Here is a 14,842-nt window from a genome sequence, read left to right on the forward strand (position 1 = left end):
GTCCCAGAAATTTCCCGTTTAAAGGCTCTAAGGAGACTTCTAAAAACCCTTCATCCCTGATTTTCTATGCTGCTGGAGCAATAATGCCGTTCCCATCACGCCATTCACCATTTTTTACAAGCTGAGGGCCATAAATCCTGATAGAAATTAAAAATCGATTGATTATAAATATATTAATCCACTTATTTCATCTGGTGCCAAAATTTATTATATGAATATATTTGTTTCTAGCGAACTTTGAACTTTTTGTGAATTTTTTCACCTTTATATCATGAACATTTTGTGACATCCTGATAAATTGATTGTTTTAAATGTTTTATCGGAATAAGATAGTTGTAAATTGTGATAAAAATCACAGAAAAAACATTTAAACAATGCTTCAAAGCTTAAATGAAAGGAAAGGGGCACCCTCAATGAAAATAAAATGGGCTTTTTTATGTTTAGTTTTTACTATTATCACGGTGCTAACAGGCTGTGAACCAGTAATGGTTTTAGATCCTAAAGGACCTCAAGCCGAAACGACAGCTAATGTCATTTGGATATCGATTGCGATGATGGCGATCATTGTCATTGCCGTTTTTGCACTGTTAGTTTTTGTACTATTAAAATACCGTGCATCGAAACAACGGGAAGATTACGAACCTCCACATATTGAAGGGAATCCGATTGTTGAAGCAATCTGTGTAGGGATTCCTGTTATTATCATCATTTTCCTATCAATCATTACTGTTAGATCTACGTATGAGGTAGAAGCTACTCCGAAGGGATATGAGGATAAGGAGCCTTTAGTCGTATATGCTTCGACTTCTAACTGGAAATGGCATTTTAGCTATCCAGAAGAAGGGATCGAAACGGTTAACTACTTATATATCCCAACCGATCGTGCGTTGGAATTTAAGCTTTACTCATTCGGACCAATCACGGCCTTCTGGATTCCGCAGCTTGGTGGACAAAAATATGCGATGGCTGACATGGTCACCACGTTGCACTTAGCAGCCGATGTTCCTGGTGAATATATGGGACGAAATTCAAACTTTAGCGGAAAAGGTTTCGCTGAAAATACATTCAATGTGAAAGCGATGCCTGAAGCAGAGTTTGATAATTGGGTAGATGAAGTGAAAGAGACTGCTGAGCCTTTAACAGAAGAAAAATTCGAAAAACTGCTTGAACCTGGCCATCTTGGTCAATTAACTTTTAGCAATACTCATTTAGAATTTAGTCCTGCTCCTGAACATAATCATGGGTCAAATGATTCTCATGAAGGACAACATGCTGATGATAAACACGAAGCAGGCGATTCTCATGATGATTCAAACGAAAATCATTCCGAACATAACAATCACTAATAGATTCAAAGATTGATAAAAATTTGTTTTATTCGATAAGCATTATTTTTTCCCGAAAGGAGTCAAAAAAAATGGATTACTTTGATCGATTTGCCATTCCTCATCCAAGTCCAGCGATTTATGCATCCATGGTAGCGATTGGCTTGACAGTAATCGCGATTATTGCCGGTTTAACATATTTTAAAAAATGGGGTTATTTATGGCGTGAATGGTTGACAACTGTTGATCATAAGAAGATCGGTATTATGTATTTAATCTCTGCGCTCCTCATGCTTTTCCGTGGTGGGGTAGATGCGATTATGATGAGAGCACAAACAGCTGTACCTGAAAATACGCTGCTTGATGCACAGCATTACAATGAAGTATTTACTACCCATGGGGTGGTCATGATCATTTTTATGGCGATGCCATTTATTTATGCCCTAATGAACTTCGTTGTTCCTTTACAAATTGGTGCTCGTGACGTAGCATTCCCGCGTCTAAATGCACTAAGCTTCTGGTTATTCTTTATGGGTGCGATGTTATTCAACATTTCCTTCGTCATCGGGGGATCTCCTGATGCAGGTTGGACTTCTTATTTCCCACTTGCAGGAAATGATTTCAGTCAATCTGTAGGAACGAACTATTATATGATAGCGATACAGATTGCAGGGATCGGTACATTGATTTCGGGGATTAACTTTATGACGACTATTTTAAAAATGAGAGCACCGGGCATGACCTTAATGAAGATGCCTATGTTCACATGGACTGCTTTTATTGCGAACGTTATCGTTGTATTCGCGTTCCCAGTACTAACAGTTGCACTACTACTCGGAACAATGGATCGACTATTTGGAGCAAACTTCTTTACAACGACAAATGGCGGAATGGATATGCTTTGGGCAAACCTATTCTGGGTTTGGGGACATCCAGAGGTTTATATATTAATTTTACCGGCATTCGGAGTTTACAGTGAAGTTATTTCCACTTTTGCACGTAGAAATCTATATGGATACAAATCAATGGTTGCTTCCATTGTAATCATCTCGTTTTTATCATTCCTAGTTTGGACACACCATTTCTTTACAATGGGGCAGGGACCATTAACGAATAGTATTTTCTCGATTACGACAATGGCGATTGCGATTCCGACTGGAATTAAAATTTTCAACTGGATATTAACGATGTATAAAGGGAAAATTGAATTTACCGTTCCAATGCTTTATTCTGTTGGATTTATTCCGATCTTTACAATCGGTGGGGTAACTGGGGTTATGTTAGGGATGGCAAGTGCCGACTATCAATACCATAATACGATGTTCTTAGTCGCTCACTTCCACTATACAATTATTCCTGGTGTCGTATTTGCGATGCTTGCAGGTCTCACATACTGGTGGCCAAAAATGTTCGGATTCATGCTGAGTGAAAGAATTGGTAAATGGGCATTCTGGTTTATCGCGATCAGCTTTAACGTAACATTCTTCCCGATGTTCTTCACGGGCTTAGACGGGCAGGCACGCCGTATGTACACTTACTCTGAAGAAGCTGGCTTTGGACCACTAAACTTACTATCATTTGCCGGGGCAATTGGACTTGCAATTGGCTTCGCGTTAATTGTCTATAATGTTTATTACAGCACACGCTATGCTTCAAGAGATATCAGTTCGGATCCATGGAATGCTCGTACACTTGAATGGGCTACACATACTCCGGTTCCAGCCTATAACTTTGCTGTGACACCGGAAGTAAATTCAATTGAACCATTCTGGGATCATAAGAAAAAAGGTAAATCAATTTTTAAAGATAAAATTGAAAAAATTCATATGCCAAATAGCAGTGGTGTTCCGTTTATTATGAGCAGTATTTTCTTCGTATGGGGCTTCTCATTTGTATTTAGCATGTGGATTCCATTAATTATTACAACAATCGGTATTTTTGCTTGTATGGCTTATAATTCATTTAAACAAGATGATGGGCATTATATTTCCGTTGAAGAAGTTGAAGACACAGAAAAAAAATTGCGAGGTGCTAGCTAATGAAAATAGATCACGCGCTTCCACTTGAATACAGTACTGAGCAAAATCAAATGAATATTTTAGGCTTCTGGATTTTCCTTGGAGCTGAAATTATGCTCTTTGGCACACTTTTTGCAACCTACTTCACATTAGTAGATCGGACAGGAAGCGGGCCATCAGGAGCCGAGATTTTTGAAATTGCACCAGTGCTAATTGAAACATTCGTGCTTTTAACAAGCAGTTTCACGATCGGGCTTGGTGTTCATGCGATGCGCATTGGCCGTAAAAAAGCGATGATGACCTTTTTTGCCATCACACTCATTCTTGGCCTTATCTTCTTAGGCGTTGAGATTTATGAATTCGTACACTATGTTCACATTGGAGCAGGTCTGCAAACGAGTGCCTTTACTGCGGCCTTATTAACAACATTAGGAACACATGGAGCGCACGTTACGCTTGGTTTATTCTGGGGATTATTCATTATCCTGCAAGTTAAAAAACAAGGCTTGACTCCTAAAACAACGAATAAAGCGTTTATCTTTTCACTTTACTGGCATTTCCTAGACGTTGTTTGGATTTTCATCTTTAGCTTCGTCTACTTGAAAGGATTGATGTAAACATGAGCGAATTATTCCCGCGCAAACAAGTCATTGGTTTTGTATTTTCGTTGGTTCTCACTGTTGTGGCACTTGCTGTTTACTTCTTTGATTTATCATTTGCAATGGGTATGACCATTCTTTTAGTAACAGCATTCGTGCAAGCAGGCGTTCAGCTCGTTGTATTTATGCATGCTGGTGAAACAGCAGACAAAGGTTCAATTTATACGAATATTTATTATGCATTTGCTATCGCATTAGTTACCGTTTTCGGTACATTACTAATTTTGATCTGGGATATGGCATAATACATCTAAAGGAGCGTCTATTTTGGCGCTCCTTTTATATTTTATTTTCAAAGTCTATGACTGATTTATAACTAATTAATAAACCTTGATCCCTTTATCTGTTTTCTCATTCATCTCTTCTGTAGCAACGAAAAATACCCCAATAAGGAAGATAAAGATAGCCCCCATTACAGTTCCAATACTAACGCCTGTTAGTATGCTGTAATCGCTTACAAAGAAACCGTATAGAAAAATGGCGATACCAATAGCAAGGACTGTGTACCCAACAGACTTTGTAGCATTAAGTATTTTTAACTTAGATTCCATTTAATTCATCCCCCTTTTTCATTTATTATTCATTTTGTTCACAAAATTGTCAAATATTTTTTCGGTAAAGAGAAGAAACTATGAGATGAAGGGACAGACAGTTAGCCCCTGTCCATATGCCCATCTTTTTATTTAAATCCTATTTTTCCCATTTGGCCTTCAATTTGTTTTATTTCATCTTTTGAATTTCCAACTAAAATGCTTGATAAATAGATAGGGTTGTCCGGGTTTTGTATGGTCGGATTGTAAATACAGAGGGGTATTAACATTTTTCCACTTACCATGGGCTTGACTGATTTCTTGAATTTATCAAAACCCAGATTTGTTTTCCATTTACGAAGTTTCAATACTTTTACACTTAGAGAAGTCATAATCTGTTCCATAAATAGTAAAGCTCCCGTAGAACCATTTTGTCTAAAATTCAAATCTATGACAAAGATACGGTTATCCTCGGTTATAACGATATCGAACCCGGCTACACCCCAATAGCCAAGAGAAACCGCTTTTTCCATGATTTCCTTGCCTATTTGGATTACAGCGTCCGGAGGTTGATCATCTGCATCTATCCAATTACCACTGTATTTTCCCTCATCACTAATAATCTGTTCAGCAGAACCAAGGTATATCATTTTACCTTTATGAGTTTGAACGAACTGAACACAATAATTTTTTTTAATAGAAAGAAATTTTTCAATAATAATAGATTGGCAGGATTTAAAAATCTGCGTTGCTTGCTTTAGATCTTCTATGTTTTTACATATGACTATATCAAACCCGCCGCCGCTTGGTTGGTCTGTAACTGCTTTTACAACGAACGGAAACTCAAAAGAAATTTTATCATTAATGGTTAACTTAGAAATAGGTAGAATTATCCGATCAGGAACATACTGTTTCGGAACTAACTCTCCTAAGTACCTTTTATTATTTAAATAAGTTAATAGTTCTGTTTTAATCCAGTACTTTTCTTTATCGATTTCGCAGGGCAGATGAGCGTAATTTAATATCATTTTTTGATTTAATTTTTGTAATTGATTTAATAGATTGTAATAACTATTTTCGTTATCATACGTATAAATATTTCGTGCAACTTGGAGGCCAGCATCTTTATGAATATCTAAACATAATGGATCAACAACATCCTTGTGGCAAAGAATGGGTGTTTCTCCTGCTAATGTTAACATGCTGCCTGAAGATGAATCTTGTGAAATGGAATTGGGGAGCCATTGGCTGTTATGATATGAACCTCTTCCATTAAAAATATAACCATCGCCAAAAATATCATGTAGCGTAAGTATCGGCTTCAACAATGTTAACATCTTCCTTCCTTATAAAATACCTCTTGCATAGTGTATTCCCCTGCATTTTTAAATGCATCTGGTTTGTACCTATATTTTCACTTTTAGGCAATGCAACAAGCAGTCATGTGAAATTACCATATATTGAAAAGACGTTAAGAATAGTTTATGGAGTGGTTGAATTGGAGAAAAACTCAATTATGGATAAATGGTACAAGCATCAAATTTTATTAGAATGTAAGGAACTAGTGAAATTTTTACCGGAGACGCATCTTTATACGAAAGACCGATTTTGGGAAATGATGAGTCGATATAAGGAGATAATGATAAAACCTACTCGAGGGAATGGAGGAAGGGGAATCATAAAAGTATCGAAAATCACGGACGAGATATATGAAGTTCACCTTCGAAAACGACAAACAACTATTATGGAGGAAAAATCGCTCGAACAATTTTTACAAGAAAGACTTGGGGGAAGGGAGTTTCTTGTCCAAATTTGCATCTCACTTGCAAAAGTAAAAGGGAATCCAATAGATTTTCGCTATATCGTCCAGCGAAAACGAGAAGAATTAGATTGGGTGATTACAGGGAAACACGGAAAAGTAGCTCAAGACGGTTATATTATCACCAATTTACAGAATGGGGCAACTGTTGTAACGGTGGAAGAGGCTCTATTAAACTCAAATATTACCAACTTGGACTTAGAAAAAACATTGGCAGCATTAGATGATTTATCTTTAGCAGTAGCCAAATGTTACACTAACGAATTCGATACTCATAAGATCTGGGGATTTGATCTTGCCGTCGATGAATCCGGGCATGTTTGGTTGATTGAGGCGAATTCTATCCCACTCGTTGGTGGTTTTCGCTACTTAGAAGATTTATCTATGTATAACAAAATACTATGGTATAAAGCTTATAACCAAAAAACAGGAAAGAAACCATAGAGGAGGGCGGGTTCTAATGAAAAAGGTAAATGAAAATCACTTAGCAAACAACAATCAGGTCACTCTACTATTTAATGATCATATTAATCAAAATACCATTCATCTGCATGTAGAAACTATCAATCAATTAAACATTAATTCTGAAAAAATAGTTCTCCATTTTGGCGCATTTACAAAAGAATTGTCAATTATTCAAAATGAAACGATTGAACCGGGTAAAATTAGTCTTTCCAGTAAATTAACGAATGTGCTTTCAATTCCGGATTTGCCATACGATTATTATTTAATGAGCAACCATCTATATCTAGGTCCTGTGATTGGTTTTCTAGTTCGTCTTAAATACTATAGAAACCCCCAACAGCAGCTCTTGCGATTTAAAAATTATCATCAGATAAATGGGTTAATTTTCCTTTTTATGCAGAGCACGATGAATAAGTCAGACAAAACCATTGAAGGCTATTATTACGATCCGAAAGCAAAAAGTTTTGTTCAAGGGGTGTTTCCATATCCTTCCTCCATATTTAACCGAACGGAAATGAAAAAATCGACTTACAGATATTGGATAGAAAATATTGGAGAAAATCTATTTAATTATCCTTATGACTATTCGAACAAGTGGACTTTTTGGGTAAAATTGCATAAACACCAAGACATAAGGAAACATCTTCCTGAAACGGTTGCATATAAACAAATCGATCATGTTATACAAATGCTAAACAAATATGATGATGTATATTTAAAGCCGACAAAACTTTACTCTGGTAAAGGGATTTTTCATTTAAAGAAGGGAAAGGAAGGCTATCTTTTAACTGATAATAAAGGGAACAAGATTGTTATTTCATCTATTGAAAAACTGGAAATCATTTTACAAGAAAAAATGGTTAAAACTCAAAAATATATTGTTCAACAGGCAATACGGTATGATTATACCGGAAATAAAGTAGATTTTAGAATATACCTTCAAAAGGACACGACAAAGAAGTGGAAGTATACAGCAATGGAAACAAAAGTCGCAGAAAAAGGAAGCATTATTTCAAGTTCAACCAACAGAATTAAAATGATTCCAGGTGAAAAAGCTCTTGTGGAATTATTTAAATTAAATGGGGAAAAAACGCAGCAAAAGGTTCAAGAAATTACTCAACTATGTATGAATGCACTAAAACAATTAGAAAATAACCAAAATCACTTTGGTGACGCTGCAATTGATTTTGTGATCGATCATAATCATCATGTTTGGTTACTTGAAGTTAATTTTCATTATGCCGCAGAAATTAAGGCAAATCGAACAGCAGATGAGCAACAAGTACTGCCAAGCATCCTTCCAACACCTTTTGAGTATGCTAAAGCTTTAGCAGGATTTTAATTTTATATAAAGGGACNNNNACGGGGGAGGGAAACAGGTTTCGTGTCTTTAACATTTGGCTATTTTTCATCATTATCATTTATTGTTGGGTGAAATGCATTCCTCTTAGGGAAGAAGTTGCCAAATGGGAATCTGTGACGGTAATGTAGGAATACAGAGATATTAGAAACCTCTTGGGTGTCGTAAACAAGGGAAAATAATGGGGCCATTGTGGAAGTGAGCTGCTCCATTTTGGCCACAAGCAAAGGACATTTGAAGTGTATTGGAAAGTCGAAATGTCCGTCATCGGCTTAATAGCTGCCTGCGAAAAGGAAAGTAACTGGGATCATTGTTTTTTTATCATATTTGGGGCTAAATAAAGATAATTCATATGCCTTTTTTTATCATGTGAAACACTTCACATAATAGTCGATTTTAATCCATACGCAAAAGACATAATTGGGGTATATTATTAATGTAATCATATTGTTTATATGGAGAAGAGGAATATTGTTATGAAAAGGTTATTTCAACTTCTATTATTGTTAGGCATCATTGTTACTCCATTTTTTACGCATGCGCATGTAAAATGGTTCACAGAGGTGGCTCCACAAAAAGAAGCAATTGAAAATATATTATCGCCATTATTTATTTCTTTAGCCATTTTAGCAGCAATTGTGCTGGCTTTACTGGCGATTATTATTCCCAAAACAACGGAATGGAGCACAATCAAAAAAATTGATAATAGGCTGTCAAGCTTAAGAAAGTACAGCAGACATATCTTGAAATATGGAACTGCAGTTTCTTTAATTATCCAAGTAACGAATGGCACCTTGTTTGCACCAGAATTTCTTCTTGAAAATACATTCATTATTTACCTAGTTTGGGGAATAATTGGATTATTGCTAATTCCACATCACATTCCCACAAAACTTGGGGCATTTTTATTATTAGGCTTATTCGTTTTTATAACTATTGAAAACGGTATTTTCCACATGTTGGATTACGGATTTTATGTCGCAATTATTGGTGTCTTATTAGTAGGAAATACGAAACTAGAGAAAATTGGTTTTCCATTCTTATATTTAGGAACGGGTTTATCCCTATGCTGGGTAGCAGTTGAAAAGTGGGTATACCCAGCAATGTCTTTAGATATCGTCCTAAACCACCAAGTTCCAACTTTTGGTTTTGCTCCAGGTTCATTTATTGTAATGGCCGCTTTTATTGAGTTCGTGGTGGGATATTTATTAGTGGTCGGAATTTTGAATCGGGTTTTGGGATTTGTTGTTACTGTTATATTTATCATGACAACTATGTTATTTGGTATGACAGAAATCGTCGGTCATTTTATGATTCATATTGTATTAATCGTCTTTATTATTGAAGGGGTGTCCTTTTACAACCCTCCGATTAAAATGCATAATACTAAAGTCGATCAGTTTATCTTTGTATTTCTAAATTTTATCTTTGTTCTAGCTACATTTGTGTTAATCTATTATCGGTTTGCATGATATACTTGTTAAAAAGGTACTGAGTCAATAGTTGCTCGACTAATATCATTACTAAACTGAACATGTCGCTGGCATGTTCAGTCTTTTTTCATAAATGATGTACTTACACAACCATTGTTGGTGAAAAAAGACATGAAATCAATATTCCTCAAGGAGTAACAAAAATGTATAAAAATGGAATTATTTCATTAGGAGAGGTCATAGTAGATATGATTTCTCAAGATAAAACGAATAAAAATTTTCAGCCGTTTCTCGGTGGGGCAACGGTTAATTTAGCTGTAGGCGTGAAAAGATTAGGTGTAAAATCCAATTATCTTTGTAAATTAGGTGTGGATGAAACAAGTGTATTCGTTGAGAAGGCATTTAAAAAAGAGGAGGTTTGTCTCGATTATTCTGTGCGTTCTTATACAAAGAAAGTTTGTTTAGTGTATGTTCAGCAGGATAGGAACGGTGATAGAGTGTTTCATTCATACGTGAATCCAACACCTGACGAATGGCTGACGGAAAATGAATTAGCGAAAGAGCTGTTTGAAACAGGAAAAATCTTTTATTTTGGGTCGGGGACGCTTTTTCATGAAACAGCTAGGAAGACTACAGAAAAGGCATTAGAGTATGCAAAGGAAACAAATTTATTAGTAGCATTTGATGTAAACATCCGCCAAAAACGATGGGGAAGCGAAGAAGAATGCAGGAAAACCATTTGTTCATTCCTGAATCGAGCCGATTTAGTTAAGATGACGGAAGAAGAACTGCTATTTTTAACAGAAACGAAAGTAATGGATGAAGCGATTAAAAAGATTAGTAAATTTAATATTCCTTATCTTTTTATTTCAAAAGGTTCAGCTGGGGCATGTGTTTACTATGAGGGTAAAGAGCTATGTGTGAAAGGATTGGAAGTAAAGGCAATTGATACAACTGGTGCGGGTGATGCTTTCCTAGCGGCGTTATTATTTTGTTTTCATGAAAAAGGCAGACCCGTCACGGATGTACAAATGGAAGAGTTTATTCATTTGGCAAATCAGGCTGGTGCAAATGCGACCACAAGGATTGGTGCTTTATAGTAGCATTCCGTGGTTTTGAAGAAAAGTGAACTGTTCCGATTTCAATCAAATGACAATAATAAATAATCCACCTGGATTTTTGAGGTCAGGTGGATTATTTTTATAAAAATTTATGCCTTTTATGTAATCATCATGGATTAGTCGCCCATAACCCTGCTGTTTTCACAAAAACTCGCGGATGTAGCTTTAAGCCAGCAACAATGAGTTCTGCGAGATCTTCTGGCTGCATGACATTGTCTGCATTTTCCTGAATCAGCTTGTTTTCAATGGCCAAGTCAGTGGCAACAGTGCTAGGTGTTAATGCTGTTACACGAATGTTATGCTTTCGAACCTCTAGCATTAACGACTCAGTTAGCCCTAACACCGCAAATTTTGATGCGCTATATGCGCTAGTAACAGGTGCTCCTTTTAGGCCGGCAGTTGAAGCAATATTTACGATATCACCAGATTTCCTGTCAATCATGTCCGGTAATATCGCTCTTGTCACATTATATACACCCATTAAATTAACGCGTACAATGTTTTCCCATTCCTCAGGTGTTAAATCAAGAAAACCGCCAAACTTTGCTACTCCCGCGTTATTGATAAGTATGTCGATCGGTCCTAGATCGGACTTAATGTGGTCAACCGCGTGTTGAACCGATTCAAGTTCTGAAACGTTGGCTGCTGCCCCTGAAACCTTCACATCATATTGATTCAATTCCGCACTGACCTTTTCAAGATTTGACATGTTTAATCCAATTAATCCGATATTGACACCTTCTTTTGCTAATGCAATTGCAGTAGCACGGCCAATCCCTCTGCCAGCGCCAGTAATAAGGGCAGTTTTTCCGCTTAGTGAATTCATATGATCGCTCCTTTAAAAAAATTTAGGGCATCGATGTTACTAAAGTAAATAATTTTAATTAATGCTAGCCCATCAATTTATTATAGCGTAAAGGGTAAATTTAACAAAAAAATCCACCCTTTAGATAGAAGGGCTCAGGTGGATATTTTGCCCGTTATTTTAATACAAGTAAAAGCTTCATTATAATCTTGTATCTATAACAATTTGGCCATTTTTCATCATGATGATTTTTCCTTTACTTATTTGCTTATGATGATTATTAATATTTGAAGTTTGGTTATTCATTTTAGAGGAATACGGTGGACAATGATCACATAAAGAGATAATAAAGTCTTCATTTGGAACTAGTAAGATAAGAAGTAAAAGAAATACCGTATTTCCATTTTGATCAAATCCAGTTACCGTTAATGATATTAAGTCCAATAACATATCGTTAAAAACGATATTTTTCTCTAGAGCAAGTGTGAAAGTTCCTTGGATAATGATTTGAAATTCTTCGGAAAAAGCAGCAAGTGTTCCATTCCCTGCAGTAATCAATTTTGCACCATTGTCGGTTGTCATACATTGAGGCAGTACAACTGTTGTTGAGTTGAATGTTATATTTCCAAAAGCGAATGAAACCGTACTATCATGTATTCTGCATTTAGGACAAATATTTGCATTGAAAAGAAAAGTATCCTGTATATTTACTTTGCTTGAACACTCACATTTTTTTTTGATTCGATTACGTTTTTCGAGAGGAACATCCACATCTACTTTTAAAGTTGGGTGAAATACATTCCTATTGAAAAATTTGTTTTCATTCTGTTTATTATTCGTACAATTACATGGATCTTTGCCACAATGCGGGCAAATTCTTGATTTAGACAATGAAAAGCATCTCCTTTCTTACAAAGTAAGACAGATAAGATGAAGGTACTAAAAGTATTAGCCTTCAAGCTCTTTAACTTCTAAATCACCATTTTTCATCATTACAATCTTTCCATTTTTTATATCCATTGAAATGCTGTCTAATTTTGAAGGTTTGACATGCCTTTGGGAAGTCGTAGGACAGTCTTTGCATAATGTGATCATTAGCTCTTTATCTGGCACTTGTAAAACAGCTGCAAAAATATTAATATTTCCATTTTGATCTAAACCACCATTTGCAGTGAAAATAAGAAAATCGTTGCCTACTAAAGATTCTAATAGATTAAGGGTAAAACTTGCCTGAGAGATTGATTGATCAATAATAAGTGTTCCAACCCCTGTGGCATTCAATATAGTTCCTTGATTTTCAGAAATACATTGTGGCTTGTTAACTTTTGATGAGTTAAAAGCCATTCCAACTTCTACAACCGAAACAGTACTTCCATGAAGAGTGCAATTAGGGCAAATACTTGCAAGAAATGTCAGTGTTTCCTGCTGAGTGTTCACTCTGGCTGAACACTCACATTTTTTTCGGTCATTTTTATGTTTTTCTACGTCAATTTCGACTTTTACATTAACCGTAGGATTAAACACATTCCTATTCGTAAACTTGTTTTCATTCAGCTTGCTACTAGAACAAAAACAGTGATTTTTACCACATGAAGGACAGTTTTGTAATTTGGACAATCATAGCCATCTCCTTTCAACAAAAGTAATTTATTATATGGACGAGTTTACGTTATTGCTTGTATTCTTTTACTAAAGTGAATGGGGAAAATAGGTATTATTAACCTGGAGCTAAAGAAGAAAATTAATTCCTTCGCACCATTTAATGAAGGGCGTTACCTTTATAAACTTCCTAACGAATAGTGAAAGAAGTTTCCCTTTAGGGGGTATAGTGAGGGCAGAAGTAGATGGGAAGAGCAGACAAATGCATAACTGTATGGGGAACAAATATATGGCCCAATAAGGCTGAAAGTATCTGCTCATTCTTTACAATTTTTGTAGTTACACTCACCTAGTTAAAAACAGCAGTGTGTTCAATTAGCGGATAGCGTGAATCAAGTAAGGGCTGTCCCAAAAGTCAATGTTGACAATGGTACAGCCCCAGATTTTTATGGTTTTTCCGTTCGTATGTAAAGTTCAGGATGATTTATCTCTTTTAGCTTCTAATGTTACCGTTTTCTTGCTCCCAATTAGATACAATAACAAAATAATAATCATAAATGCTGCAGAATAACTAAAAGTCATACCGTACCCAACACTTTTTGCTAAGAACCCGAGACCAACTGATCCAATGGCCAAACCAAAATCAATAAAAATAAGAAGCATAGAATTGGCTGTTGCCTTTTTCTCGGGTGGAACAAGAGTTAATGCCCAAGCTTGGATAATTGGATGGATAATGGCAAAAGCGATTCCGAATAATGCCCCTGAAATCAAAACCATCACCATACTAGTAGAAAAGCCTAAAAGAATCAAACCTATAGCTCCTGAAATGGCGGCTGGAATAATAAGGATTCTGTGACCGAATTTATCAAAAATTTTACCAGAGAATGCCCGAAAGATGACCATCGCAATCCCCTGTGCGATAAAAAACTGTGAAATCCTTCCGCCAACATGGATCTCTTTACCAAACGCCCCCATAAAGTTAACTGTTCCTGCAATAGTAATATAATTCAACGATACCAAAATACATGGAAGAAGGACACGCTTATCAAACATGTACTTATAAAAAGGTTCATTATTTGTCGCCTGTGGACTTTCCTTTTCTTTTTTAACCGTCGAATTCTTTGTGAAAAAACTGCACACAAGTGAAAAAAACATAAGTCCGAGAGTTATCATCATCATCGACCTAAATGAATAATTTGCAAGATAGGAAATTGCGATTAGTGGCCCAATTGTCGTCCCAACGCTTGTAGACATTGCGAAAAAAACAATGCCCTCACCTAACCGGGATTTAGGAACAATACTACTTGATATTGTAAAGACTAAAATCGTAAGCATACTAAATCCAATACCTTGTAGTGCTCGAATGAATATTAAAAATCCGATTGATTGGTTTACAAAAGTAAGACCGATTGTACCCAAAAAATAAAGGAGAGAAATAATAAGCAGCAATTTCATATTCACTTTTTGGATTATGACACTTGCAAAGAAGCGCGTAATGAGTGATGCCAACATTAAGGTCGTGGTCATGATTCCTGCAATCGCAGGGTTATCACTAATAGTTGATACAAAAATTGGGAAACCTGCTGTAATCATATAAAAAGCACAAAACATTACTAAAGACAACAAAATAATAATTACATATTGATTAGTCCAAAGTTTAACTTTACTTTTACCCATGGTATTTAAGACCGCCTTTCAAGGCTATTTC

At 36.0% G+C, this 14,842-nt stretch carries 14 protein-coding genes; 8 read left to right on the forward strand and 6 right to left on the reverse strand.

The genetic code is table 11. The features are described from left to right. Positions 1–413 precede the first annotated feature (413 nt). The 4 genes from qoxA (at position 414) to qoxD (ending at position 4,247) form a co-directional block, all read left to right on the forward strand. Complete coding sequence (gene qoxA, locus V7122_RS23160; RefSeq protein WP_335348174.1) at positions 414–1,346, forward strand: cytochrome aa3 quinol oxidase subunit II; 933 nt, start codon at positions 414–416, stop codon at positions 1,344–1,346. Positions 1,347–1,417: 71 nt separating this feature from the next. Then, the gene (qoxB, locus tag V7122_RS23165; RefSeq protein WP_335355032.1) at positions 1,418–3,364 is read left to right on the forward strand and encodes a cytochrome aa3 quinol oxidase subunit I; all 1,947 of its coding nucleotides are present in this window, start codon (positions 1,418–1,420) and stop codon (positions 3,362–3,364) included. Then, complete coding sequence (qoxC, locus tag V7122_RS23170) at positions 3,364–3,960, forward strand: cytochrome aa3 quinol oxidase subunit III (protein WP_335348173.1); 597 nt, start codon at positions 3,364–3,366, stop codon at positions 3,958–3,960. Before qoxB ends, qoxC begins: the two co-directional genes overlap by 1 nt. A 2-nt stretch (positions 3,961–3,962) precedes the next feature. Then, positions 3,963–4,247: a cytochrome aa3 quinol oxidase subunit IV gene (gene qoxD / locus V7122_RS23175; RefSeq protein WP_335348172.1), complete on the forward strand. Its 285-nt coding sequence runs from the start codon at positions 3,963–3,965 to the stop codon at positions 4,245–4,247. A gap of 75 nt (positions 4,248–4,322) precedes the next feature. Here qoxD and V7122_RS23180 read toward each other — a convergent pair whose 3' ends face one another. Together V7122_RS23180 and V7122_RS23185 are read right to left on the reverse strand one after the other, a co-directional pair. Further along, positions 4,323–4,553, reverse strand: coding sequence for a hypothetical protein (locus V7122_RS23180; RefSeq protein WP_335529490.1), 231 nt, complete (start codon positions 4,551–4,553; stop codon positions 4,323–4,325). A 128-nt stretch (positions 4,554–4,681) separates the two neighbouring features. Beyond that, complete coding sequence (locus V7122_RS23185; RefSeq protein WP_335529492.1) at positions 4,682–5,860, reverse strand: ATP-grasp domain-containing protein; 1,179 nt, start codon at positions 5,858–5,860, stop codon at positions 4,682–4,684. A gap of 170 nt (positions 5,861–6,030) precedes the next feature. Between V7122_RS23185 and V7122_RS23190 the strand changes: the two genes are divergently transcribed. The 4 genes from V7122_RS23190 to V7122_RS23205 all read left to right on the forward strand — a co-directional run bounded on the left by V7122_RS23190 (position 6,031) and on the right by V7122_RS23205 (position 10,709). Beyond that, positions 6,031–6,795 carry a YheC/YheD family protein gene (locus tag V7122_RS23190; RefSeq protein ID WP_335348009.1) on the forward strand — a complete coding sequence of 255 codons (765 nt, stop codon included), beginning with the start codon at positions 6,031–6,033 and terminating at the stop codon, positions 6,793–6,795. 16 nt (positions 6,796–6,811) lie between these two features. Then, positions 6,812–8,158 carry a YheC/YheD family protein gene (locus V7122_RS23195; RefSeq protein WP_335529495.1) on the forward strand — a complete coding sequence of 449 codons (1,347 nt, stop codon included), beginning with the start codon at positions 6,812–6,814 and terminating at the stop codon, positions 8,156–8,158. 494 nt (positions 8,159–8,652) lie between these two features. Beyond that, positions 8,653–9,648 carry a hypothetical protein gene (locus tag V7122_RS23200; protein WP_335529497.1) on the forward strand — a complete coding sequence of 332 codons (996 nt, stop codon included), beginning with the start codon at positions 8,653–8,655 and terminating at the stop codon, positions 9,646–9,648. 164 nt (positions 9,649–9,812) lie between these two features. Next, positions 9,813–10,709: a carbohydrate kinase family protein gene (locus V7122_RS23205; RefSeq protein ID WP_335529500.1), complete on the forward strand. Its 897-nt coding sequence runs from the start codon at positions 9,813–9,815 to the stop codon at positions 10,707–10,709. Positions 10,710–10,839: 130 nt separating this feature from the next. Here V7122_RS23205 and V7122_RS23210 read toward each other — a convergent pair whose 3' ends face one another. From V7122_RS23210 to V7122_RS23225, 4 genes are all read right to left on the reverse strand, one after another. Further along, on the reverse strand, positions 10,840–11,556 hold the full coding sequence (locus tag V7122_RS23210) for a 3-ketoacyl-ACP reductase (protein WP_335353895.1): 717 nt from the start codon (positions 11,554–11,556) through the stop codon (positions 10,840–10,842). 180 nt (positions 11,557–11,736) lie between these two features. Beyond that, positions 11,737–12,426, reverse strand: coding sequence for a hypothetical protein (locus V7122_RS23215; RefSeq protein WP_335348014.1), 690 nt, complete (start codon positions 12,424–12,426; stop codon positions 11,737–11,739). Positions 12,427–12,483: 57 nt separating this feature from the next. Next, complete coding sequence (locus V7122_RS23220) at positions 12,484–13,152, reverse strand: hypothetical protein (RefSeq protein WP_335529504.1); 669 nt, start codon at positions 13,150–13,152, stop codon at positions 12,484–12,486. 456 nt (positions 13,153–13,608) lie between these two features. Then, positions 13,609–14,811: an MFS transporter gene (locus tag V7122_RS23225; protein ID WP_335529506.1), complete on the reverse strand. Its 1,203-nt coding sequence runs from the start codon at positions 14,809–14,811 to the stop codon at positions 13,609–13,611. Between the last annotated feature and the right edge of the window lie 31 nt (positions 14,812–14,842).

Source organism: Bacillus sp. JJ1532, assembly GCF_036965085.1.
Classification (GTDB): Bacteria; Bacillota; Bacilli; order Bacillales; family Cytobacillaceae; genus Cytobacillus.

Coding starts and splice junctions, on each gene's coding strand:
- qoxA (WP_335348174.1), top strand. CDS start 414: ATGAAAATAAAATGGGCTTTTTTATGTTTAGTTTTTACTATTATCACG.
- qoxB (WP_335355032.1), top strand. CDS start 1,418: ATGGATTACTTTGATCGATTTGCCATTCCTCATCCAAGTCCAGCGATT.
- qoxC (WP_335348173.1), top strand. CDS start 3,364: ATGAAAATAGATCACGCGCTTCCACTTGAATACAGTACTGAGCAAAAT.
- qoxD (WP_335348172.1), top strand. CDS start 3,963: ATGAGCGAATTATTCCCGCGCAAACAAGTCATTGGTTTTGTATTTTCG.
- V7122_RS23180 (WP_335529490.1), bottom strand. CDS start 4,553: ATGGAATCTAAGTTAAAAATACTTAATGCTACAAAGTCTGTTGGGTAC.
- V7122_RS23195 (WP_335529495.1), top strand. CDS start 6,812: ATGAAAAAGGTAAATGAAAATCACTTAGCAAACAACAATCAGGTCACT.
- V7122_RS23200 (WP_335529497.1), top strand. CDS start 8,653: ATGAAAAGGTTATTTCAACTTCTATTATTGTTAGGCATCATTGTTACT.
- V7122_RS23205 (WP_335529500.1), top strand. CDS start 9,813: ATGTATAAAAATGGAATTATTTCATTAGGAGAGGTCATAGTAGATATG.
- V7122_RS23210 (WP_335353895.1), bottom strand. CDS start 11,556: ATGAATTCACTAAGCGGAAAAACTGCCCTTATTACTGGCGCTGGCAGA.
- V7122_RS23225 (WP_335529506.1), bottom strand. CDS start 14,811: ATGGGTAAAAGTAAAGTTAAACTTTGGACTAATCAATATGTAATTATT.